Source organism: Nisaea sediminum, from assembly GCF_014904705.1.
Classification (GTDB): domain Bacteria; phylum Pseudomonadota; class Alphaproteobacteria; order Thalassobaculales; family Thalassobaculaceae; genus Nisaea; species Nisaea sediminum.
This window is the reverse complement of sequence record NZ_JACZCQ010000001.1, coordinates 21,211-42,679: the sequence shown is the minus strand read 5'-3', so window position 1 is coordinate 42,679 and position 21,469 is coordinate 21,211. Positions and strand designations below refer to the sequence as shown.

The window sequence follows — 21,469 nt, the reverse complement described above, 5'->3', positions numbered from 1 at the left end:
TTTTCCGGGACTGGATAAATTTTGTATCACGGCGAACAAAATTGTACCGTCTATTTGCGAACCACTCGCAGTAAGGTGCCGCCATGTTGACCGACTGGGACGATTACCGGGTCTTTCTGACCCTCGCGCGCGAACGCAGCCTGACGGCGGCGGCGAAGGCGCTGAATGTCAGCCATCCGACTGTTGCGCGGCGGGTGAAGTCGCTCGAGGACGCGATCGGCGCCCGACTGTTCGACCGTCTGCCGGACGGCTATGTCCTGACCCCTGCGGCGGAACAGCTGCTGGCCGATGTGGAAGCGATGGATGACGCGGCGCAGGCGATCGAGCGGCGCAGCCTCGGCCTCACCGACACGGCGCGCGGCACGGTCCGGGTTTCCGTCGGCGAGCACATGATGCAGTTCCTGACCCGGCACCTCGTCGAGCTGCGCGACCGCTTGCCGGAGATCGAGATCGAGTTTCACGTTACCCACCTGATGGCGAATCTCTCGCGCCGCGAGGCGGACATCTCGATCCGCGAGCAGGTGCCGGACGCGGCGGATCTCGTGACACGGCGGATCGGCCGGTTCCGCTACGCGGTCTACGGCACGCCGCAGCTCGTCGGTCAGATTGGGAGCGGAGGCGCGGGCTGCGATCCCCTGAACATATCCCTCGCCTACCTGCCGTGGGTCGGCTTCGACGAGGCCCACCAGTACATGCCGGGCCAGGCCTGGATCCGCCGCCTGCTCGGAAACCGCGTCCCGGCGGTCCGCACCAACAACGGCAACAACCTGCATTACGCGGTTTCGTCAGGTGCGGGCGTGACCGTGCTGCCCTGCTTCATCGGCGATCCGGACCCGAACCTCGTCCGCGCGACGCCGGTGCTGGAGGACGTGATCGCCGACCAGTGGATGCTGGTCCATCGCGACCTCCGCACCCTGCCCCGCGTCCGCGCGATGATGGACGAGCTCGCGCGGCTGTTTCAGAAGGAAAAAGAGGTTCTGGAGGGGGTTGCTTAGCGCCTCTCTGAGTTAGTTCGCGCCAAAAAAGTCGTCATTCCCGCGAAAGCGGGGACCCAGGGATCCAGGTTACCGCTCTACGCTCCCTGGGTCCCCATTTGCATGGGGATGACGACCGATTATGAGCGGCGAAGGAAGCGCTTAAGGCTCAGTACAGCGTTTCCTTGTAGCGCGCGACCATCTCTGCCTGGGTCTCGACCGGCATGTCGATGCCGATCTGGTCCTTGATCATCTGGCCGAGGCTCGGCAGCACGGAGCGGTCATTCACCGTCGCCGGATCCCAGAGACGCGAGCGCATCAGCGCCTTGGCGCAATGCAGGAAGGCGGTGTCGATCGCGATCCGGATCACGGTCGCCGGCAGCCGTTTCTGGACCTCGAACCCGGCGCGCAGATCCTCGTCGTCGCGAACCTCGGCCCGGCCCCGGATCCGCAGGGTCTCGTCCACGCCGGGCACAAGGAAGATCACCGAAACCGTCGGGTTCTCGAGGATGTTCTGCAGGGAATCGAGCCGGTTGTTGCCCGGCCGGTCCGGAATCAACAGGGTGCTGTCGTCCGGCATGGCGACGAAGCCCGGTCCGTCGCCGCGCGGCGAGATATCGACAACGCCCTCCGCGTTGTGGGTTGCCAGCAGCAGGAAAGGCGAGAGCTCGATGAAACGGCGGCAGTGCTTGTCGAGAACCGGAATTTCCTTCTGCCGCGCCCGCTCATGCACGGGTTTGTAGATGGCGCGCAGCGCCTCGACGGTCTCGATCTTCGCCATGATTTTCGTCCGGGAGTGATTAAAGAGCGGCCATGCTGCGCCGCGACCGCTCCGAGGTCAACTCCGCCAGCGCAGCACCGTGTCGCGCACCGGATTGTCGAAGGCGCCGCCATCCTTGCGCCAGGTCTCGAAGGATTTCTTCAGGCGGAAATACCATTTGGCCTGGATGTCCGAGTCGTTGATCAGCATGAGCTGCGGGTTGAACGCGAGGCCGCGCTGCTGCTTCACCACAACGTCCCGGTCCTGCCCGAGAAAGCGCTTCACCAGCGGGATCAGCAGCGGCTTCAGCGGCGTCAGCCAGGGCGCGGTCCAGTAGACCATGTGATGCACCTCGGTCTGCATCGGGCCGATCGGCGTCACGCAGGTGAGGTTACAGAGCTGGTAGCGGCCGGCGATGATATGCTCGACCCGGATGCCCGGGAGCCGGAAGCGAATCTCGGTGGTGATCTCGCCGCCGAGGATCTTGTAGGCGGCCGCGTTCTTCGACGGAGGATGGCGCTTCATGGCGAAACCGAACTCGGACGGGCCGAACGCCTTCGCCTTGTCGTGCATGCTCTTCTCGTCGCGCCAGAGGATGCTCTTGTGCACATAGGGCCCGTGGGCCGGATCCATCAGGCCGATCACCGCATGGTCGATATGACAGGGAAAATCCATGCTGACCTGGATGTTCGGGAGCTCCGCGAAATCGGGAATGTCCGGCAATCCCGGATCCGGCAGATCCGCCGACAGCAACTTCGCGTCGGGCCGCGCCATGAATATCCAGAGCCCGCCATGTTTCTCCACCAGCGGATAGTTCCGCACCCTGATTCGGGTCGAATCGAAATCCTGCTCCGTCGTGATCGACGGGATCAGCGTGCAGGTGCCCTCGCAGTTGAAGCGCCAGCCGTGATAGCAGCACTCGACCTCGTCGCCGACCATGCGGCCGTCGGACAGCGGGATGCCGCGATGCGGACAGATGTCGCGCAGCGCGTAGGCCGTTCCGTCGGCCTGGCGGGCGATCACCACCGGCTCGCCGAGAAGCGTCTTGGCGATCATCTGTCCCGGCTTCAGGGCCGATGCCGGCAGGGCGAAATACCAGAGATCGCGGAGAAATCCGTCGTCGGTCTTTTGTGTGAGCTCGTTCATGGGGCCGGAGAGTGCCAAGGGCGCCACAGGCCCGCAAGCGCCATCATTTGCCGGCACAGTCGATGCAAGTCGTAACCGCCGGATCGAACTCGAGGCGCTTCAGGGGGATTTCCTCGCCGCAGGAAACGCAATAGCCGAACTCCTCCTCCTCGATACGCTCAAGGGCGGTTCTGATGCGCTGCAGTTCGAGCCCGCGCCGGCGTTCGGTTTCCTTGGCCATGGCCTGTCCCTGCAGGGCATCCATACGCGACAGACGGCCGACCCGCGTCTGGTCCAGTTCGACCGGTTTGGCAGAGTCGGATGCGGCTTCCATCACGGACTGGATTTCCGCCCGCCGGGCGAGAAGACGTTCGCGGAAATGGTCGAAATCGAACCCCATGACGCCTCCGGCATCCGTTGCCGGTTCAGTATACCAGCTGGTCGTCGCCGCCGGAGCCGCCGATCACGAGTTCGCCGCGGTCCGCCAGATCCTTCGCCGCCGTGACCATCGCGGTCTGCGCCTCCTCCACGTCCTTCAGCCGCATCGGGCCGAGCGACTGCATGTCCTCGCGCAGCAGCTTCGCCGCACGTTCCGACATGTTGGAGAAGAACAGATCCTTCAGCTCCTCCGACGCGCCCTTCAGCGCGATCGTCAGCTTGTCCTTGTCGACGGCCCTGAGCAGCGTCTGCACACCTGCCGGATCGATCCGCGCCAGATCCTCGAAGGTGAACATCAGGCTGCGGATCTTCTCCGCGCTGTCCTTGTTGCGCTCTTCCAGCGCCGAGAGGAACCGGCTCTCCGTCGCCCGGTCGAGGTTGTTGAAGATCTCCGCCATCATCTCGTGCGCGTCGCGACGGTTGGTGCGGGCGAGGTTCGACATGAACTCGGTGCGCAGCACCCGCTCCACGTCCTTCTCGATCTCCTTGTTCACGGCCTCCATGCGCAGCATGCGCATGACCACTTCCATGGCGAAGTTCTCCGGCAGGATCGAGAGCACCTTGCCGGCATGGGCCTGGCCGATCTTGCCGAGAATGACCGCGACGGTCTGCGGATATTCGTTCTTCAGGTAATTCGCGAGGACCTGCTCGTTCACATTGGCGAGCTTGTCCCACATGGTGCGGCCGGCCGGACCGCGGATTTCCTCCATGATCTCGTTGACGCGGTCGCCGCCAAGCACCTTGGTCAGCAGCCGCTCGGTCGAATCCATGGAGCCCACGAGGGAGCCGGTGGAGGAGACCTGCTCGGCGAACTCGACGAACAGCCGCTCGACGATATTGGAGCTGACCGTGCCGAGCCCGGCCATCACCTGCGAGACTTCCTTGATCTCCTCGTCGTCGAGCAGAGCAAAAATCTTCGCCGCCTGGTCTTCCCCAAGCGACATCAGAAGGATCGCGGCCTTCTCCGGTCCGGTAATGCCCCGGTAATCCTCACGGACCCGCATGCCCATGGTGGGAGCCCTCTCTCAGATCAACCCATGCATTTGGTTAATAATAACAAATCTGAGCGAAGCATCAAAGCCCGGCTCTGACCGCACGGCTGCCCGCGGATCAATGAGCGAAGATGACGGGGATGTCCGATTGCTCGAGCACCTGACGGGTGGCGCCACCAAAGATCAGCTGTGTCAGGCGGCTTTGCGTGTAGGCCCCCTTCAGCATCAGATCGGCGCCGAGATCGCGCGACAGTTCCACCATCTTCGCGCCCGGTCCGTTCGGGGCGTCGGCCTTGTGGTGCTGGGCCTCGATGCCGTGGCCGGCAAAGTAGGCCTGCAGCGCCTTGCCGTCCGGCCCGGCCGTGTACCAGCCTTCCAGCTCGACGATATGCACGGACTTCGCCGCCTTGAGCGCGCCCAGGCTCTGGCCGATCAGACGCGCCGTCTCGGTGCTGCGGTTCCAGGCGATGACCACCGTGTCGCCGAACGGCTTGCTCCAGCCTTCCGGCACCAGCATCACCGGCCGGCCGCCCTCGAACAGCGCCATCTCGAACAGGGTCTGCCAGTGCGGGCTCTTGCTCGCCCGCGCCACCACGGTGAGATCGAAGACCCGCGATTCCTCGCCGATCTGACGCCAGTTCGACAGGCGCTGCATGTCGACCGAGATCCGGGCCGCGAGATCCGCCGCGAGCCCGTCCTTCAGGGCGGCGAACTGGCCCTGCGCCTGCTCGCGCTGCGCCGCGACCTCCTCGTCGATTCCCTCGTAGGAGACGACGCCGCCGCTCATCGGATCGACGATCACCGGATCCGGCAGCCGCGGATAGAACAGGGCCGTGACCTTGCCGTCGAACCGGCTCGCGAACTGCGCGGCGGCCGCGACCGGCGTGACATCGGCATTGTCAGACCCGAACGGGAGAAGGACTTGTTTCATTGCATGCGTCTCCTTGCCAGACCGGTTGTGCTGCGGCGGTGATGCCTTTTGAAAGACACTAGCGCGTCAAGAGCGAGGGCGGGACAGAATTTCGTCCCCGTTGGAAAGAGCACCACTCAACCCGATTGCGGCGGCAAGATCAAACCCGGACTGACGATATGTTCTCTCCGCCGCCGTGACAGATCAACGCGGAGGCTCCGCCGAAGGTTCCGGGAAGGATCGAGAACTCAAATCTTCCCGAGGCTGCCGGTCGCGTCGTTGAGCGACCAGTCGAACGCATAGTCGAGGGCGAGGTCCTCACGCAGCAACGGCCTCAGGCCCGGCAGCGCGTAGAGCTTCAGGTGCGCCAGTATCGCCGCCCGCGAGCCGCCGAAGTCCTCGGCATACCAGTCGTAGATGGCGGACAGCACCGCTCTGTTGCCATCGACCCAGACGCCACGCGGATGATTGACGAAATCGAGTGCCTGCTCGTCGAGCAGCCTGTCGACATTGGCCCCAGTAAAAGCCTCGCCAAGCAGGCCGGGCGAGCCGATGGCGCCATAGCTGAGACCGTAATGCAACCGGCCGTCCCGCCAAAAGGCGCGCAGGACCCGATCCCGGATATCGGCGAGGCTGAGGCGCTGCCCCTCGACCTCAACGATCGGGCGGTTCCAGGGCGTGCCGTCACCGAAATCGATGTCGCGGATGGAAAGCACGAGATAGGCCCGCTCGATCAGACGGACCACCAGCGCATTGTGGAGGTTCAGCCAGAAGGCGTACTGCTCCGGCCGGTCGAGGCTGCGTACCGGTGTCGCCGCGAGCTGCGAGAGATATTCGTCGAGCAGCTCCAGTTCGGCGCTCGCCACCTCGCCGTAGGGCAGCAGCGGCACCCGGTCGGAGCGGAGCCGCCGGTAGGTCCTGAGGAAACGGTTCCAGAGACTGTGATCGACCAGACGCTGCGAGCCGGGACTGAAGGCCTTCCAGTGTTCGAGCGGCCGTACCGGGCCCGGCCGGAAGGGCGTGTCCTCCCGGTAGGCACCCAGACCTGAGCAGCCGCCGAGCGCAACCGCCGTCATCAGACCCGCCAGCACCTGGCGGCGCGCCGGTGCGGGAGATCGGGTCATGGCAGGATGGACAGCCGGACCTCGCCCACTCCCTCGATCCCGTAATGGAACGCGTCTCCTGCGGCCGGGAATCGCGTCTTCATGGTCGAACCGGTCATCACGATCATGCCGGCCGAAAGCGGCCGCCCCTGCGCGCCGAGCTCGTTCGCCGCCCACGCCAGCGCGTTCAGCGGATTGCCGAGCGCGGCTCCGGTCGTTGCTGTCTCCACCTCGCCGTTCGCCTCCAGCCGCGCCGGTGTGGCGGCGAGATCGAGGGCGCGCCAATCGCCGACCGGGGTCCCGAGAACCACGCCCGCGCTCCAGGCATTGTCAGCGACAAGGGAGAGAGCATCGAAATTCTCGTAGACCGCGTTTCGGTCCTCGACCAGTTCGAAGGCGGGAATCACCGCGTCGACGAAGGCAGCGATACTTTCGGCGTCATAGGGCGCCGGCGCCGCGGGTACGTCGCGTCCGAGCCTGAGCGCCAATTCGAACTCGATGCCGACGCGCTGAAAATCGGCGAGAGATATGTCCGCCGGAGAGGCGCTCACCGTGTCCTCGAAAATAGCACCGAGCAGCGGATGGCCGACGCCGACGAAGTCCTGCATCGCCTTGGAGGTCAGAGCGATCTTGTAGCCGGCGATCCCGACTCCCTTGTCAGCGCGGCGCTGGGCGATGAAAGCCTGTTGCGCCCGGTAGGCCTCCGCCATGTTCGCAAGCGCCAGGTCGCCCGTCAGCGTATGGTAAGGTGTCCGGGATGCGTGTTCCGCAAGCAGTTGCCGGGCGATCGCCCGTTCCTTTTCAATAGTCCCGCCGGTCATGTTCGGTTCCTCCATCGCGCTTGCGTGGCGGCAGTCTCTCCGATCCGCAAGCGCCCCACAAGCCCGGCCGCCGCTTGACCCGCGGGGCGGTCATGTCAGTCTATCGCCAAGGGAAACGATGTCCGGATGCCTGGATTGGGGGGAATGAAAATGACGCAAGAGGAATCCCGGCCGGGTGCGCGCCCGTCGGCCTTCGAGGCCCACACGCCGGCAAGGATCGCCGAACTCGTCGAGACCTCCGGCGTCGGCAAGGCCCACCTCCCGGCTCTGAAGATCCTGCTTCTCGCCATCCTCGCCGGTGCCTTCATTTCCTTCGGCGCCATGGTCTTCACCGTGACCGTGACGGGCAGCGATCTCGGTCTCGGGCCGACCCGGCTCCTCGGCGGTCTCGCCTTCTCCCTCGGGCTCGTTCTGGTCGTGGTCGGCGGGGCCGAGCTCTTTACCGGCAACAGCCTGATGGTCATGGCCTGGGTCGACGGCAAGGTCAGCGCCTCCGCCCTCGTCCGCAACTGGGTGCTGGTCTATCTCGGAAATCTGGTCGGCGCGGTCGCCACCGCTCTCATCGCCTGGCGCGCAGGGGTGCTGGAGATCGGCGGCGGGGCGGTGCTGGAGACCGCGACGCGCATCGCGATTGGCAAATTCGAACTTTCGTTCGAACAAAACTTCTGGCGCGGCCTGCTCTGCAACGTTCTGGTTTGTCTCGCGGTCTGGCTCTGCGTCGCGGCGCGCTCCGTGCCGGGGAAGATTTCCGCCATCCTGTTCCCGATCAGCGCCTTCGTCGCGATCGGTCTCGAACACTCGATCGCCAACATGTACTTTCTGCCGATTGCCGCGTTTTCAGGCGTTCCGGAGGCCACGCTGGCGCGAATCGCGGGCAACATCCTGCCCGTCACGCTTGGCAACATGGTCGGCGGAGGGGGCTTCGTCGCCTTCATCTACTGGATGATCTATCGCCGCCCGTAAGGCGTCGCCGACTACCTTTGCGGTAGTTTTTCAGAGGCATGGGGCGACCGCGCCGCTCCGCCGGACGCGGCGGACGCAAAAATAAAGCGCAACCAGTGCGCATTTTTTACTGGAAACCGAATTCGTTCGAACCTAAGTTAATAGCGTTGATGTGCAACGATTCCTGTGAGGCTTCAGGACCGGCGGATATGGTCATCAAGGGCAAGGTCAAGAAATCGATCAAGAAACAGCTTCGCGAGCAGGGCTTCGCGGAAGTGGACCTTACGCTCGACCAGATCCAGAAGCTGCACCTGATCAACGACGATCGCGGCACGGACCGGCAGAACGACCGCTTCTGGCGCCTCGTACATGCGATTCGCGATCACGGCTACGCCTCCTCCGACCCGCTCCGGATCTTCTATCTCGACGACAGCTTCGTCCTGATCGACGGCGGCCACCGTCTGTCGGCGGCCCGCAAGGTGGCCGAGGAATGGCTTTCCAACCTGTTCCGGGAAAAGGTGCATTACATCAGCTGCCTGGTGACGCCGGGCCCGCTCGATCAGATCGATGTCCCCGGCAGCCGGGCTCCCGCGGAATAAACCTCACGAACTTTCCGCAACAGGTGGTCAGTCCTCGTTCTCCGAAAAATGACGATCACCGCGACGGATACACTCTCTTGGATCCGTTATATTCATGTCTGTCGAGGAGCGCACGAGACGCCGCTCCTCACCCCCCGGTTTTCAGGAGACTCCCCGTGACACCCCTCTTCAACCGCTATGCGACGCCGCTGACCACCGGACTTTTCGCGGTTTCCGCCGTTTCCGGCATCGCTCTCTTCTTTCACTGGGCACCGGCGGCGTTCCACGGCATGCACGAATGGCTCAGCATCGCCCTTCTGCTTCCGTTCGGCCTGCATCTCTGGAAGAACTGGCCGGCATTCGCCGCCTATGTGCGGCGTGGAGCCCTGACCATTCCGCTCGCCCTGTCGGTCGCCGTCGCGGTACCGTTCGCCGTACCGGCACTGACCGGAAACGCGAGCGGCGGCAATCCCGCCTTCAAAGCGGTCTCCCTGCTGACCGAAGCACCGCTCTCCGACCTGGCACCGGTCCTGAAGACAACGCCACAAGCCTTGCGCGCCCGGCTGGAGAGCGACGGCTTCAAAGCCGCATCCGACGGCGCGACGCTCTCTCAAATCGCCGCCGATGCGGGAAGCGAGGCGAACCGGCTTCTATTCGCCCTGATGACTGGCAAGTAACGGGCATTGCGGACAGCCCGGACACCGGCCTCGAAGGCTGCCGCAAGCCATTGGCAAGTCCGCGACGGTCCTGTATCACTTCGTCCGGTGCGACCCCGTAGCTCAGCAGGATAGAGCAACAGATTCCTAATCTGTAGGTCACAGGTTCGAATCCTGTCGGGGTCGCCAGTTTCCCGCCGCTTCGCGCCTGTCAGTCCAGACCGCTCCTCACGTCTCCACGTTCGAGACGTCGATGAACTCGTCCAGCACGCTGCTCATCAGCTCGGTGCGGGACGAGACGCCGATCTTGCGGAAGATCGAGGAGGACTGGGCCTTCACCGTTCCGGGGGCGGTGTTCCGCGCGCTCGCGATATCGTTGATGCTGAGCCCCTTGATGATCAAGAGCGTCACGTCCTTCTCGGCGGGCGTCAGGTTCCAGCCGTCGAACTTTTCGGTCAGGACCTGCTCGAAACTGCCCCTGAGCGAGGCGATGGTTTGCTGGTTACGGTCGGTCTCGCGGCGCAGGAAGGCGACGTAGCCGCGAAGCAGCCAGGCCCCGTAGCCGAGGCCGGCGACCGCGAGGATCTCGAACACCAGATGCACGGACTCCCCGGCGCCGTATCCGCTGCCGGCCCCCAGATGCTCCCAGAGATCCCAGACAACATCGAACGCAAAGAACAGCATGCAGAGCAGCAGGCTTGCGGCACCGACGAGCACCGCGGCGGTGCGCGGCTGCGATCTACCTATTTCCGCAGTCTGCAAGGCATCCTCCGTCGGTCATACGACTTTGGATTATGCCCCCGGAAAGCGCCGCGAACAAACCCTCGTCCAATAGAGGCGCCGGACATAACGACGCATGTTTCTCCCAGCATCGAGAACAGATGACCCGACGAGAGGAGAACGCCATGTCCGGCTACGAACAATATGAAGACGAGCTCTACCGGTCCCGTTTCGAAGACAGCGACGAGCATGACGACCATGATGATCGGGATGAGGATCATTATGATGATCGCGACGACGACCACGGCGACGACCGACACGGCCTCGACGACGACGACATCTCCGGCCATGACGGACATGACGAGCTCAGCGGCCTCGACGGCGACGACAGCATCCATGGGATGGACGGCAGCGACCTGATCTACGGCAACCGGGGCAACGACCACGTCTTCGGCGAGGAGGGCGACGACGTCATCTTCACCGGGCAGCACGACGATATCGCCGAAGGCGGCGCCGGCAACGACGTGATCTACGGAAATTTCGGCAATGACAACCTGATCGGCGACGCCGGAAACGACTGGATCCACGGCGGACGCGACCAGGACACGATCTCCGGCGGTGACGGCGCCGATACGCTGAACGGCGGTGTCGGCAACGACCTCCTGGTCGGCGGCGCAGGAGCGGATATCTTCACCTTTTCGGGCCGTTCCGGCAACGACACCATCTTCGATTTCAATGCCGCCGAAGGCGACAAGATCGTCTGGGTCCGCACGCCGGACCAGGCCCAGACCTCGGCCGAAGATCTGCTCCGGAACGCGTCCCAGACGGAAACGGGCGACGCCGTCGTCAGCCTCGGCGACGGCAATACGGTGACGCTGATCGGGGTCGCGCCGGCGAACCTCAGCGCCTCCGACTTCCTGCTGGTCTGAGCGGCGCCCGCCTCGCGGTTCAAAGACCGTTCAGGCGGCTCAGCACGTCCATCAGTTTCGGCACATGGGTCTTGCCCTCGCCCTGGGCATTGGCGAGGGCATAGATCTGCTGCACGGTCGCGCCGATCGGGGCCGTCGCGCCCGCGTCTGCGGCGACGCGGTTGTAATAGGAGACATCCTTCAGCGCGTTCTCGATGGCGAACTGCAGCCCGCCCGCGTCGCCCTTCAGCGGCCAGTCCATAACCTTCTGGAAGAGCGGGTTGTTGAGCGCGCCGGCTGAGATCAGCTCGTGCAGGCCCTCGACGCTGACGCCGGCCTTGCGCGCCGTCGTCACCGCCTCGGCGAAGAGCGCGACCATGCTCATGGACATGAAATTGTTGATCAGCTTCAGGCTGTGCGCGGCGCCGAGCGGGCCGACATGGAAGATGTTCCTGCCGAAACAGGCGATGGCCGGGCGCACTTTTTCCAGAACCTCGGCCGGTCCGCCGACCAGCACGTTCAGCGTCCCGGCCTCGGCCTCTTTCGGGGTCATGGTGAGCGGCGTGTCGAGCATCAGGACACCTTTCTCCGCCAGCGCCGCGCCGATGCGTTTGGTCTCCGTCGGGTCGGCGGTCGTCGAGTCCGCGACGATCAGGCCCTCGCGCGCACCCTCGGCGATCCCGTCCGGGCCGAGCACGACCTTGTCCACCACCGTCGAGTTCGGCAGGCAGAGAAAGACGATGTCGGAGGCCTCGGCGACGGCGCGGGGCGTCTTCGCCTCCGTCGCCCCGAGCGAGACAAGATGATCGATGGGCTGGCGATTGCGGTTTCCCATGACCGTCAGAGGGAAGCCCTTCTCGACCAGATTCTTCGCCATCCCGTGCCCCATCAGCCCGGCGCCGATGAAGCCCACGCGCACTTTGCCGCTCATGCCGTTCCCCCCGTGAATGATTTTGCGACAGCTTAGCGGCTCGGCCCCTCCGCGACATCCCGTCATGATGCATCATGCGCCGACCGGTCCTATCTCTGGTCATGCCCAGCGCAATGCGCGAACCTGATCCTTCCGCCGTTACGTCAAAGAGTGAGCTTCATGTCCGCAGCGGAAATGCCCGTGACCCATCCGCCGGAGCTTCGCCACCGGATCATGGCCGGGTTCGCCGGCAACGTGATCGAGTGGTACGATTTCGCGCTCTACGGCTATCTCGCGGGAATCATAGCGCCTGTCTTCTTTCCCGAGCACGACCGGACGGCGGGCCTGATCGCGACCTACGGCATTTTTGCCGCGGGCTTCCTCATGCGCCCGCTCGGCGCAGCCGTCTTCGGCTGGTTCGGCGACCGTTTCGGCCGGGCGCGGACGATGCAGATCTCGGTCACCATGATGGTTTTGCCGACGCTCTTGCTCGGCGTCCTGCCGTCCTACGAAACGGCCGGATTGCTTGCCCCGGCGCTTCTGGTCCTTGTCCGGCTACTTCAGGGACTGTCTGTCGGCGGCGAATTTTCCTCCTCGGCGACCTACCTGGTCGAAACCGCACCGGCCGGCGAACGGGGGCTCACCGGTAGCTGGGCCAACATCGGCTCAATGACAGGCTCGCTCCTCGGGGTCGGTGCGGCAGCGCTGACCACGAGCCTGTTCGCTCCGGAAACCGTCGCGGACTGGGCCTGGCGCCTGCCTTTCTTCGCCGGGGCGATACTCGGCGCATCTGCCATCCTTCTACGCCGGAACCTGCACGAGTCCCGGCATTTCGAAGAGCATGACAGTGGCCGTTCGGAAACCTCCCCCCTTCTCGAGGCCTTCACCACGAACCGGCGCGAGACCCTTCTGGCGCTCGCCTTCGCCGCGGGCTACGGCACCTGCTACTATCTCGCCTTCGTGTATCTGCCGGAATGGCTGTCCCGCCAGGGGCTGATGGAGCGCGCAACGTCGCTCACCATCAACACGGCGATGACGCTCCTGGTGATCCCCCTGATGCCGCTCTTCGCCATCGTCGGAGACCGGTGGGTACCGCGGCGAACACTGATTGCGATATCGGTCCTGCTCCTGGCACTCGTGGCCTGGCCGCTGCACGAATGGATGCTGCTCTCCGGCGGATCGATGACGTCCGTGATCACGGCCCACCTGGTGGCCTTCACCCTGCTTGCCGTTCCGCTCGGCTCGGGCCCGGCCCTGTTCGTCGAGCTGTTTCCGGAAGAGGACCGGCTTTCCGGCTATTCCGTCGCCTTCAATCTCGGTATGGGCGTCTTCGGGGGACTGACCCCGATGATCGCGACAGCCCTGATTGCGTTCAGCGGGCTGGCAACGGCAGGCGCGCTCTATCTCGGTGCGGCCGCCCTCGCCGCGGTCCTTGCCCTTTTGCTCATGCCGGACCGCAGCAGATCTCCTCTCAGATAGTCTCGGGCGTCTCTCCAACCGCCGGCACCGGACCGTAACGGCGCGGTTCACCGACGAAGATCGCGGCGGGCGCAGGGTAGGCAACCGGGCCGTTCGGCGTCTCCACCGTGATGCGTCGGAGATGCGGATGGCTCGAGAGCGCGCCGGTGTCATTGACCCGCGCGAAGGCGATGTCGGCCGCGTCGAGTTTCGCTTCCAGAGCCTCGACCGGCAATTTTCCGAACACGCCGCCGACCAGGGCGTCCGTTTCCGCCCGGTTCTGCACCCGGGCCACGTTGGTTGAGAAGCGCGGATCGGTGATCGCGCTCTCGTCTTCCAGAACCTTGCGGCAAAGCACCGCCCATTCCCGTTCGCTCTGGATCGAAATCAGCACCGAGGGCCCGTCCGCCGTCGGGAAGACGCCGTAGGGCGCGATGGACGGGTGCCGGAGGCCGAGCCGTTTCGGGGACTTGCCGCCCTCGTGGTTCAGGAGCGGCACCGTCATCCAGTCCGCCATCACGTCAAACATGGAGACCCGGATGTCCGCTCCCTCGCCCGAGATCGAGCGGGCGATCAGCGCTTCGAGCACTGCGGCATGTGCAGTCTGGCCCGTGGCTATATCGACGATGGAGACACCGACCCGCGCCGGTTCCTCGGGCCCGCCGGTGATCGAGCAAAGGCCGGATTCCGCCTGGATCAGCAGATCGTAGGCCTTGCGCGCGGCGAGCGGCCCCTCGTCTCCATAGCCACTGATCGAGAGCGTGATCAGCTTCGGATAGGTCTTCCGCAGCTCCTCCACCGGAAAGCCGAGCCGCGCAAGTGCGCCCGGCTTCAGGTTCTGCACCAAAACGTCCGCTTCGGCGACAAGCTCGCGGAACGCTGCCTTGCCCTCGTCCGACGCGAGGTTGAGCACCACCGACTCCTTGCCCCGGTTGAGCCAGACGAAATAGCTGCTCTGGCCCTTTGCGACATCGTCATAACCCCGGGCGAAATCGCCCTCCGGCCGCTCGATCTTGATCACCCGCGCGCCGGCATCGGCGAGCCGCGAGGTACAGAACGGCGCCGCGACCGCCTGCTCCAGCGCGAGCACGGTCAGGCCTTTCAGGGGAAGCGTCATGGCGGGCCTCAGAAGGAGCGCGGCAGGCCGAGGATATGCTCGGCGACGTAGCTCAGGATCAGGTTGGTGGAGATCGGCGCAACCTGGTAGAGCCGGGTCTCCCGGAACTTCCGCTCGACATCGTATTCGCAGGCGAAGCCGAAGCCGCCATGGGTCTGTAGGCAGGCGTTCCCCGCCTCCCAGGAGGCCTTGGCGGCGAGGTATTTGGCCATGTTGGCCTGCGCGCCGCAGGGCTGGTGCGCATCAAACAGGCGGCAGGCCTCGTAGCGCATCAGGTTCGCCGCCTCGATCTCGATATGCGCCTCGGCGAGCGGGAACTGCACGCCCTGGTTCTGCCCGATCGGCCGGCCGAAGACGACGCGGTCCTTGGCATAGGCCGCCGCCTTGTCGACGAACCAGTAGCCGTCGCCGATGCATTCGGCGGCGATCAGGGTGCGCTCGGCATTGAGGCCGTCGAGGATGTACTTGAAGCCCTTACCCTCCTCGCCGATCAGGTTCTCCGCCGGGATCTCGAGATTGTCGAAGAAGAGCTCGTTGGTCTCGTGATTGACCATGTTCGGGATCGGGCGGACGGACATGCCGTTGCCGATCGCCTGATGCAAATCGACGATGAAGATCGACATGCCTTCCGACTTCTTCTTCACCTCTTCAAGCGGTGTCGTCCGCGCCAAGAGGATCATCAGGTCGGAATGCTGGATGCGGGAGATCCAGACCTTCTGTCCGTTCACCACATAGCGGTCGCCCTTGCGCTCCGCCCTGGTCTTCAGCTTGGTGGTGTCGGTGCCCGTGGTCGGCTCGGTCACGCCCATGGACTGCAGGCGAAGCTCGCCGCTCGCGATCTTCGGCAGGTAGAGCTGCTTCTGCGCGTCCGAGCCGTGCCGGAGCAGCGTGCCCATATTGTACATCTGGCCGTGGCAGGCGCCGGAATTGCCGCCTGCCCGGTTGATCTCCTCCATGATGATGGAGGCTTCGGTGAGGCCGAGGCCCGACCCCCCATATTCCTCGGGGATCATGGCGGCGAGCCAGCCGGCCTTGGTCAGGGCGTCGACGAATTCCTCCGGATAGCCGCGCTTCTCGTCGACCTCGCGGTGATATTCCGGCGGGAACTCGGCGCAGAGCGCGCGCACGGCGTCGCGGATGTCCTGATAATCGTTGGCGGCAGACATGGCTGTTCCTCTCAGATCGTGGAATGGCCGAGCGCGGCCCGGAAACGGTTCCTCACATGAACGGCGTCGCGTGGCGGCAGGGCACGCGGCAGTTCGTCCGCCGCGATCTTGAGCGCCGCGAAGGACGTCCCGGCCTTGTCATGGATACGGGCGCGCAGATCGGCGACGCCGTCCATGTCCTCAATCACCCGGGTCCAGGGGAAATTGGCCGCCTCGGCGAAGCGCGCGAGCTCCAGCCCGTTGCCGGTATGGCTCTTCTGCATGCCGGTCTCGCCGTAATGCCCGTTGTCGAGCACCGCGATGGTGAGGTTCGGCGGCAGCTTCTGGCCGATCGAGGCGAGCGCGCCGAGGCCCATCAGCATCTCGCCGTCGCCGGTCAGCACCAGCACCGGCCTGTCGCGCTGGGTCATGGCGAGGCCGAAACCGACCGTCGCGGCGCTGCCCATGGCGGCCCAGAGATAGTAGTTCAGGTCGCTATCGCCGGCGGCCATGGCATCGTAGCTCGGCGAACCGAGGCCGGTGACGACGAGGAGGTCGCCGCGATCCTGCAGGAGAGCCGCCGTGGCGGCGCGGCGGTCGAGGAGTTGCTTGCTCATCACTTCACCCACTTCTTCTCGCCGATGAGGCTCTGGCCGAGCAGCACGGCGCAGGCCTCGTCCCCGTTGAAGGCCATCGTGGCCGCGCCATGCACCAGATGCGGCACGTCTTCCGGCCGGTCCGCGCGCCAGGTGCGCACGCCCATCAGCTTCAGCGCCGCCTCGGTCGCCTGCCCCATCGGGTTCTGCCACGGATTGAACTCGGCCCAGTCGCCGCGCATGGTCACCAGCATCAGGAGCGGAAAGCGCGTCATGGTCTGCAACGCGAGGGTGTTGAGGCAATTGCCGACGCCGCTTGACTGCATCAGCAGCGCGCCCCGCTCGCCGCCGAGATGGGCGCCGAGCAGGTAGCCGATGCCCTCCTCCTCGGTGGTCAGCGCGAGGGAGACGATGCCGTTGTCGAGTTCGGCGGCGCGGATCGCGGCGGCATGGCCCGCATCGGGCACATAGACCAGATGACGGACATCGAAGCTTTTCAGGATCGGCAGGATCTGGTCCTGCCAGGACGGGGCCTTTTCGGCCGGAACTGCACTCATCTCGCCTCCCCGGACGCGATCGTTTGCGGTCCGGAGTGCGTAGCGCTCACCCGAGCAAAATACGAGAAGCATATTTCTTCTTCAGATATGCCGTGATTATATAAATTATGGATCTGAAGCAGTTGCGCACCTTCCTCACCGTGGCCGAGACCGGCAGCCTCAGCCGGGCGGCCGAACGGCTCAACATTGCCCAGCCAGCGCTGGGGCGGCAGATCCGCCTACTGGAGGAGGAGCTCTCGGTTCCGCTCTTCACCCGCCACGGCCGCGGCATGATGCCGACCCCGTCCGGCGAGTTGCTGGCCGACCGGGCGACGGCGATCCTGAGGATGGTCGAAGATACCCGCGCCGCGATCTCCGCCGACGCCAACGCGGTCAAGGGCACCGTCAGTCTCGGCGTGCCGCCGACCGTCGGCGAGGTCATCGCCGGGCATCTCGCGGAACGCTTTCTGACCGACTATCCCGAAGTCACGCTGCGCATCGTTCCCGCCTTCAGCGGCTACCTGCTCGACATGATCCAGCGCGGCGAGGCCGACCTCGCGGTGATGTACGAAACCGGCGCGGTGCTGAACGTCCGCTCCGAACCGCTGATCGAGGAAACGCTCTACCTGATCGGCCCGCCGGACGCCGCAACCACGGAACCGGCCGATTTCCGCTCCCTTGCCGGCAAGCCGCTGATCCTGCCCGGCCCGCGCCACGGATTGCGCAAACTGCTGGAGGCAGCGGCTCGCGAGCACGATATCGCGCTCCGAGTCATCGTCGAGGCAGATGCACTGCAGACACTGAAGGACCTTGTGATCCGAGGCCTCGGCTACACGGTGCTGCCGCTGGCGGCGGTGCATGTTCAGGTCGAGGCGGGAGAACTCGCCGCCATCGCGATCCGCGCACCGACCGTGACCCGCAAGATGGTGCTGGTCCGCTCTCTCGCCCGCCCGGAAACCAACGCGGTCCGCATCTTCGCCAACACGTTGAAGGCCGAGACCGCCGCTATGGTCCGGCAAGGCGTCTGGGAAGGCAGCCTGCTTTTCGACGGCACTGCCTCCAAATAGAAACGGCCCGGCCGAAATGGCCGGGCCGTCCCCTATACGGGCCGTCCCCTATAGATGTCAGACCGCTATCAGATGTCGAAGCGGCCTGCGTCCATCACCTTGGTCCAGGCGGCGACGAAGTCCTTCACGAACTTCTCCTTGTTGTCGTCCTGGGCATAGACCTCGGCATAGGCACGGAGGATCGAGTTGGAGCCGAAGACGAGATCCATACGGGTCGCCGTCCACTTCACCGCGCCGGTCTTCCGGTCCTGGATCTCGTAGGTCTTGCCCTTCGGGACCCACTTGTAGGCCATGTCGCAGAGATTGACGAAGAAGTCGGTCGTCAGCGCGCCTTCCTTGTCGGTGAAGACGCCGTGCTTGGTGCCGCCGTGGTTGGTGCCCATCATCCGCATGCCGCCGACGAGGCAGGTCATCTCCGGGCCGGTCAGGCCCATGAGCTGCGCACGGTCGAGCATGATCTCTTCCGGGCTGACCACATATTCGGCCTTCTGCCAGTTCCGGAAACCGTCCGCGAGCGGCTCCATCATGTCGAAGGAGTCGGCATCGGTCTGCGCATCGGTCGCGTCGCCGCGGCCCGGGGTGAACGGCACCGCGACGTTGAAGCCGGCGGCCTTGATCGCCTGCTCGACGCCGACGTTACCGGCAAGGACGATCACGTCGGCGAGGCTGGCGCCCGCGTCCTTGGCGATCGGCCCGAGCACGGAGAGCACCTTTTCCAGGCGCTTCGGCTCGTTGCCGTCCCAGTCCTTCTGCGGCGCGAGGCGGATGCGGGCACCGTCGGTGCCGCCCCGCATGTCGGAGCCGCGGTAGGTCCGGGCGCTGTCCCAGGCGGTGGCGACCATCTCGCCCATGGAAAGACCGCTGGCGGCGATCTTCGCCTTGACCGCACCCACGTCGTAATTCTTCGAACCCTCGGGAACCGGATCCATCCAGACCAGCTCTTCGGACGGCACGTCCGGACCGAAGTAGCGGGCTTTCGGGCCCATGTCGCGGTGGGTCAGCTTGAACCAGGCGCGGGCGAAGCAATCCGAGAAATAGTCGAAGTCCTTGTAGAACTTCTCGGAAATCTTCCGGTATTCCGGATCCATCTTCATCGCCATGTCGGCGTCGGTCATCATCGGCATCTTGCGCACCGACGGATCGGACGCGTCGACCGGCATGTCTTCGTCCTTGATGCCGATCGGTTGCCACTGGTTGGCGCCGGCCGGGCTCTTGGTGAGCTCCCACTCGTAGTTCAGCAGCAGGTGCAGATAGCCGTTGTCCCACGTGGTCGGGTTCGCGGTCCAGGCGCCCTCGATGCCGCTGGTGATGGCCATGTTGGCCTTCGCGGTGCCTTTCGGGTTGGTCCAGCCGAAGCCCTGCTCCTCGAGGCCCGCCGCTTCCGGCTCGGCGCCGAGCGCGCCGGCGTCACCGGCACCATGCGCCTTGCCGACGGTGTGACCGCCGACGGTGAGCGCGACGGTTTCCTCGTCGTTCATCGCCATGCGGGCGAAGGTCTCGCGCACCTGGGCGGCGGTCTTCAGCGGATCCGGCTTGCCGTTCACACCTTCCGGGTTCACGTAGATCAGGCCCATCTGCACCGCGGCCAGCGGATTTTCCATGGTCGACGGCTTGTCGACGCTGCCGTAGCGGGTGTCGCTCGGCGCCAGCCATTCCTTCTCGGCGCCCCAGTAGACGTCCTTTTCCGGATGCCAGATGTCCTCTCGGCCGAAGCCGAAGCCGAAGGTCTTCAGGCCCATCGACTCGTAGGCGATGGTGCCGGCGAGAATGTAGAGATCCGCCCAGCTGACCTTGTTGCCGTACTTCTTCTTCAGCGGCCAGAGCAGACGGCGCGCCTTGTCGAGGCTCGCATTGTCCGGCCAGGAGTTCAGCGGCGCGAAGCGGATGTTGCCGGTACCGGCGCCGCCGCGGCCGTCGGCCAGGCGGTAGGAACCCGCGGAGTGCCAGGCGAGACGGATCATCAGGCCGCCATAGTGGCCCCAGTCGGCCGGCCACCAGTCCTGGCTCTCGGTCATCAGCGCGTGCATGTCTTTTTTCAGCGCCGCGATGTCGAGCTTCTTCAGCTCCTCACGATAGTTGAAATCCTTGCCCAGCGGGTTGGACTTCGTGTCGTGCTGATGGAGGATGTCCAGGTTCAGCGTCTTCGGCCACCACTCGGTCGGCGACATGCTCGACTCGGTATTGCCGCCGTGCATCACGGGGCAGGTTTTCATCTCGTTCATTGGAGACCCTCCCATTTGGTCCGAATACTGCCCACGGGGAGTGAGCGCGAATTATAATCATTCTAAAATGCGCTTTTCACAGCCGAGCGCAAGAGGGATGAGTCACTTTTTAGAAAGATTCTGAACTGGCTCAGAATTCAGGCGCGCGCTGCCGAGCAATTGCGGCTGGATGTGTGCGGTCGGCTCGCGTTGCTCAGCCGCGCCGGCGCAGGTCCTGCGCGTCCTGCCAGGACCACCAGCGGGTCATGAGCTCGGCTGCGAGGCGAGAGAACGGCTTGAACGGCACCTTGCCGAAAGGCAAATCGTCGAAAGCGGTTTCCGCGTCCTTCTCGCCGAGAATGCGGCGCGCAAGTTTGGTGCCGAAATAGAGGCTGCGGGTGACGCCGGAGCCGCAATAGCCGCCGGCGAGCCAGACACCGTCCTCGAAGCCGAGATGCGGCGCGTGGTCCGGCGTGTAGGCGACGTCGCCCGACCAGGCATGGCTGATGTCGATACCCGCAAGCTGCGGGAAGACCCGGGCGATCGCCTTCTTCGTCGCGGCCGCCCGCTCCTCCGCGCTGCAGCCGGGGCCGCCCATGCGGCCACCGAAGATGAAGCGCCTGCCGTCGGAGGTCGGCCGGTACCACATGAAAATCCGTCCGGACTCGCCGAACATGCGACCTTTCGGCGAAAGTTCGGCCATCAGCGCCCCGGGAATCTCCTCAGTGGCGACAGCACCGGTTTCGATTTGCACGACACGGCTGTGCATCGCATCGGTGCGACGGTCGGCATAGGCATTGGTCGCGACCACGACGTCACGCGCACGGACCGTCGCGCCACCGCATCTGAGCTCACTTCCCTCGCCGTCCCGCCGGATGCCAGTGACAGGCGTTTCCGGAAACAACAGCACGCCCGCTTCGAGCGCTTTGGCGGCCAGCGCGACAACCAGTTTGCGCGGCTGGATCCCGCCGTCGCGCAGATAGACCACACCGCCGCGATAGAAATCCGAACCGATCTCGGCGCGCTGGTCCGCGGCGGAAATCATCTCGTACGGTAGACCAACCGCCTTGTTCAGACGCTCGCATTCCCGCGCCATCGCGTCGTAGTCCGCCAAAGTCCGCGCGCCGCGGAACCGCCCGCGCATCTGCAGGTCGCACTCGAGCTTCTCCGCGGCAACGAAGGCCTCGAAGTGATCGAGCGCGTTCATCCCCTCCTGCATGATCGCGTAGGCTTTCGTATCGCCGTACTTGGCCGTCAGCCCGGTCATGCCGAGCTTGTGGAAGCTCGGCCCGACCATCCCGCCGTTGCGCGACGAGCAGCCATGCCCGATCTGCCCGGCCTCGAACAGAGCCACCGATCGGCCGCCGCGCGCGAGATGGATTGCGGTCGAGAGCCCGGTATAGCCGCCACCGACCACCGCCACGTCGATTTCCCGCGGCAGTTCCACGGCCGGCGCGTCAAGTTCCGGCGCCCCCGCTTCGTTCCAGTAGACTCCGTGCTTGACCATGGCCG

22 protein-coding genes and 1 tRNA gene are annotated in these 21,469 nt (G+C 65.0%); 8 read left to right on the top strand and 15 right to left on the bottom strand.

The features are described from left to right. Positions 1-83: 83 nt before the first annotated feature. A complete protein-coding gene (locus IG122_RS00220) occupies positions 84-995 on the top strand; it encodes a LysR family transcriptional regulator (protein ID WP_193179363.1) in 912 nt (303 codons plus the stop codon). 148 nt (positions 996-1,143) lie between these two features. Here IG122_RS00220 and IG122_RS00215 read toward each other — a convergent pair whose 3' ends face one another. The 7 genes from IG122_RS00215 to IG122_RS00185 all read right to left on the bottom strand — a co-directional run bounded on the left by IG122_RS00215 (position 1,144) and on the right by IG122_RS00185 (position 7,123). Then, the gene (locus IG122_RS00215; protein WP_193179362.1) at positions 1,144-1,755 is read right to left on the bottom strand and encodes a pyridoxamine 5'-phosphate oxidase family protein; all 612 of its coding nucleotides are present in this window, start codon (positions 1,753-1,755) and stop codon (positions 1,144-1,146) included. Positions 1,756-1,812: 57 nt separating this feature from the next. Next, positions 1,813-2,880, bottom strand: coding sequence for an aromatic ring-hydroxylating oxygenase subunit alpha (locus tag IG122_RS00210; RefSeq protein ID WP_193179360.1), 1,068 nt, complete (start codon positions 2,878-2,880; stop codon positions 1,813-1,815). A gap of 43 nt (positions 2,881-2,923) precedes the next feature. Continuing rightward, entirely contained in the window at positions 2,924-3,259 is a 336-nt protein-coding gene (locus IG122_RS00205) for a TraR/DksA family transcriptional regulator (protein ID WP_193179358.1), read from the bottom strand. A gap of 25 nt (positions 3,260-3,284) precedes the next feature. Further along, positions 3,285-4,307, bottom strand: coding sequence for a flagellar motor switch protein FliG (gene fliG, locus IG122_RS00200; protein WP_193179357.1), 1,023 nt, complete (start codon positions 4,305-4,307; stop codon positions 3,285-3,287). A 100-nt stretch (positions 4,308-4,407) separates the two neighbouring features. Beyond that, positions 4,408-5,220 carry a universal stress protein gene (locus IG122_RS00195; RefSeq protein WP_193179356.1) on the bottom strand — a complete coding sequence of 271 codons (813 nt, stop codon included), beginning with the start codon at positions 5,218-5,220 and terminating at the stop codon, positions 4,408-4,410. Positions 5,221-5,447: 227 nt separating this feature from the next. Then, positions 5,448-6,323, bottom strand: a complete 876-nt coding sequence (locus IG122_RS00190) for a DUF547 domain-containing protein (RefSeq protein ID WP_193179355.1) — start codon at positions 6,321-6,323, stop codon at positions 5,448-5,450. Beyond that, a complete protein-coding gene (locus IG122_RS00185; protein WP_193179354.1) occupies positions 6,320-7,123 on the bottom strand; it encodes a 2-keto-4-pentenoate hydratase in 804 nt (267 codons plus the stop codon). Before IG122_RS00185 ends, IG122_RS00190 begins: the two co-directional genes overlap by 4 nt. Positions 7,124-7,267: 144 nt before the next feature. Here IG122_RS00185 and IG122_RS00180 point away from each other — a divergent pair, with 144 nt between their 5' ends. From IG122_RS00180 to IG122_RS00165, 4 genes are all read left to right on the top strand, one after another. Further along, the gene (locus tag IG122_RS00180) at positions 7,268-8,086 is read left to right on the top strand and encodes a formate/nitrite transporter family protein (RefSeq protein ID WP_226893233.1); all 819 of its coding nucleotides are present in this window, start codon (positions 7,268-7,270) and stop codon (positions 8,084-8,086) included. A gap of 188 nt (positions 8,087-8,274) precedes the next feature. Next, positions 8,275-8,664, top strand: a complete 390-nt coding sequence (locus IG122_RS00175; RefSeq protein ID WP_193179351.1) for a ParB N-terminal domain-containing protein — start codon at positions 8,275-8,277, stop codon at positions 8,662-8,664. Between the two features lie 155 nt (positions 8,665-8,819). Then, entirely contained in the window at positions 8,820-9,320 is a 501-nt protein-coding gene (locus tag IG122_RS00170; protein ID WP_193179350.1) for a DUF4405 domain-containing protein, read from the top strand. A 91-nt stretch (positions 9,321-9,411) separates the two neighbouring features. Then, positions 9,412-9,488, top strand: a tRNA-Arg gene (locus IG122_RS00165). 39 nt (positions 9,489-9,527) lie between these two features. Here IG122_RS00165 and IG122_RS00160 read toward each other — a convergent pair. After that, a complete protein-coding gene (locus IG122_RS00160; protein ID WP_193179349.1) occupies positions 9,528-10,061 on the bottom strand; it encodes a helix-turn-helix transcriptional regulator in 534 nt (177 codons plus the stop codon). A 143-nt stretch (positions 10,062-10,204) separates the two neighbouring features. Here IG122_RS00160 and IG122_RS00155 point away from each other — a divergent pair, with 143 nt between their 5' ends. Beyond that, positions 10,205-10,948 carry a calcium-binding protein gene (locus IG122_RS00155; RefSeq protein ID WP_193179348.1) on the top strand — a complete coding sequence of 248 codons (744 nt, stop codon included), beginning with the start codon at positions 10,205-10,207 and terminating at the stop codon, positions 10,946-10,948. Between the two features lie 19 nt (positions 10,949-10,967). Here the strand turns inward: IG122_RS00155 and IG122_RS00150 are convergent, their stop codons facing one another. After that, the gene (locus IG122_RS00150; RefSeq protein WP_193179347.1) at positions 10,968-11,858 is read right to left on the bottom strand and encodes an NAD(P)-dependent oxidoreductase; all 891 of its coding nucleotides are present in this window, start codon (positions 11,856-11,858) and stop codon (positions 10,968-10,970) included. Positions 11,859-12,017: 159 nt separating this feature from the next. On the opposite strand from IG122_RS00150, the gene IG122_RS00145 reads away from it, so the two are divergent. Next, on the top strand, positions 12,018-13,316 hold the full coding sequence (locus IG122_RS00145) for an MFS transporter (RefSeq protein WP_226893232.1): 1,299 nt from the start codon (positions 12,018-12,020) through the stop codon (positions 13,314-13,316). On the opposite strand, the gene IG122_RS00140 is transcribed toward IG122_RS00145, so the two are convergent. From IG122_RS00140 to IG122_RS00125, 4 genes are read right to left on the bottom strand one after another with little or no spacing between them, the layout of a single operon-like run. After that, the gene (locus IG122_RS00140; RefSeq protein WP_193179345.1) at positions 13,309-14,412 is read right to left on the bottom strand and encodes a CaiB/BaiF CoA transferase family protein; all 1,104 of its coding nucleotides are present in this window, start codon (positions 14,410-14,412) and stop codon (positions 13,309-13,311) included. The genes IG122_RS00145 and IG122_RS00140 overlap by 8 nt on opposite strands. A gap of 8 nt (positions 14,413-14,420) precedes the next feature. Beyond that, positions 14,421-15,578 (bottom strand): acyl-CoA dehydrogenase family protein, encoded by a 1,158-nt coding sequence (locus IG122_RS00135; RefSeq protein ID WP_193179344.1) that lies wholly within the window; start codon positions 15,576-15,578, stop codon positions 14,421-14,423. A gap of 11 nt (positions 15,579-15,589) precedes the next feature. Further along, positions 15,590-16,174: a thiamine pyrophosphate-dependent enzyme gene (locus IG122_RS00130; protein ID WP_193179343.1), complete on the bottom strand. Its 585-nt coding sequence runs from the start codon at positions 16,172-16,174 to the stop codon at positions 15,590-15,592. Next, the gene (locus IG122_RS00125) at positions 16,174-16,710 is read right to left on the bottom strand and encodes a thiamine pyrophosphate-binding protein (protein ID WP_193179342.1); all 537 of its coding nucleotides are present in this window, start codon (positions 16,708-16,710) and stop codon (positions 16,174-16,176) included. The genes IG122_RS00130 and IG122_RS00125 overlap by 1 nt, the downstream gene beginning before the upstream one ends. Positions 16,711-16,817: 107 nt before the next feature. Between IG122_RS00125 and IG122_RS00120 the strand changes: the two genes are divergently transcribed. Continuing rightward, positions 16,818-17,756 carry a LysR family transcriptional regulator gene (locus IG122_RS00120; RefSeq protein ID WP_193179341.1) on the top strand — a complete coding sequence of 313 codons (939 nt, stop codon included), beginning with the start codon at positions 16,818-16,820 and terminating at the stop codon, positions 17,754-17,756. A 68-nt stretch (positions 17,757-17,824) separates the two neighbouring features. Here IG122_RS00120 and katG read toward each other — a convergent pair whose 3' ends face one another. Then, complete coding sequence (katG, locus tag IG122_RS00115) at positions 17,825-19,978, bottom strand: catalase/peroxidase HPI (protein WP_226893231.1); 2,154 nt, start codon at positions 19,976-19,978, stop codon at positions 17,825-17,827. Positions 19,979-20,171: 193 nt separating this feature from the next. After that, the gene (locus tag IG122_RS00110; protein ID WP_193179339.1) at positions 20,172-21,464 is read right to left on the bottom strand and encodes an NAD(P)/FAD-dependent oxidoreductase; all 1,293 of its coding nucleotides are present in this window, start codon (positions 21,462-21,464) and stop codon (positions 20,172-20,174) included. Positions 21,465-21,469 lie beyond the last annotated feature (5 nt).

Coding starts and splice junctions, on each gene's coding strand:
- IG122_RS00155 (WP_193179348.1), top strand. CDS start 10,205: ATGTCCGGCTACGAACAATATGAAGACGAGCTCTACCGGTCCCGTTTC.
- IG122_RS00145 (WP_226893232.1), top strand. CDS start 12,018: ATGTCCGCAGCGGAAATGCCCGTGACCCATCCGCCGGAGCTTCGCCAC.
- katG (WP_226893231.1), bottom strand. CDS start 19,978: ATGAACGAGATGAAAACCTGCCCCGTGATGCACGGCGGCAATACCGAG.
- IG122_RS00205 (WP_193179358.1), bottom strand. CDS start 3,259: ATGGGGTTCGATTTCGACCATTTCCGCGAACGTCTTCTCGCCCGGCGG.
- IG122_RS00130 (WP_193179343.1), bottom strand. CDS start 16,174: ATGAGCAAGCAACTCCTCGACCGCCGCGCCGCCACGGCGGCTCTCCTG.
- IG122_RS00150 (WP_193179347.1), bottom strand. CDS start 11,858: ATGAGCGGCAAAGTGCGCGTGGGCTTCATCGGCGCCGGGCTGATGGGG.
- IG122_RS00190 (WP_193179355.1), bottom strand. CDS start 6,323: ATGACCCGATCTCCCGCACCGGCGCGCCGCCAGGTGCTGGCGGGTCTG.
- IG122_RS00175 (WP_193179351.1), top strand. CDS start 8,275: ATGGTCATCAAGGGCAAGGTCAAGAAATCGATCAAGAAACAGCTTCGC.
- IG122_RS00210 (WP_193179360.1), bottom strand. CDS start 2,880: ATGAACGAGCTCACACAAAAGACCGACGACGGATTTCTCCGCGATCTC.
- IG122_RS00195 (WP_193179356.1), bottom strand. CDS start 5,220: ATGAAACAAGTCCTTCTCCCGTTCGGGTCTGACAATGCCGATGTCACG.
- IG122_RS00215 (WP_193179362.1), bottom strand. CDS start 1,755: ATGGCGAAGATCGAGACCGTCGAGGCGCTGCGCGCCATCTACAAACCC.
- IG122_RS00180 (WP_226893233.1), top strand. CDS start 7,268: ATGAAAATGACGCAAGAGGAATCCCGGCCGGGTGCGCGCCCGTCGGCC.
- IG122_RS00220 (WP_193179363.1), top strand. CDS start 84: ATGTTGACCGACTGGGACGATTACCGGGTCTTTCTGACCCTCGCGCGC.
- IG122_RS00185 (WP_193179354.1), bottom strand. CDS start 7,123: ATGACCGGCGGGACTATTGAAAAGGAACGGGCGATCGCCCGGCAACTG.
- IG122_RS00140 (WP_193179345.1), bottom strand. CDS start 14,412: ATGACGCTTCCCCTGAAAGGCCTGACCGTGCTCGCGCTGGAGCAGGCG.
- IG122_RS00110 (WP_193179339.1), bottom strand. CDS start 21,464: ATGGTCAAGCACGGAGTCTACTGGAACGAAGCGGGGGCGCCGGAACTT.
- IG122_RS00135 (WP_193179344.1), bottom strand. CDS start 15,578: ATGTCTGCCGCCAACGATTATCAGGACATCCGCGACGCCGTGCGCGCG.
- fliG (WP_193179357.1), bottom strand. CDS start 4,307: ATGGGCATGCGGGTCCGTGAGGATTACCGGGGCATTACCGGACCGGAG.
- IG122_RS00125 (WP_193179342.1), bottom strand. CDS start 16,710: ATGAGTGCAGTTCCGGCCGAAAAGGCCCCGTCCTGGCAGGACCAGATC.
- IG122_RS00120 (WP_193179341.1), top strand. CDS start 16,818: ATGGATCTGAAGCAGTTGCGCACCTTCCTCACCGTGGCCGAGACCGGC.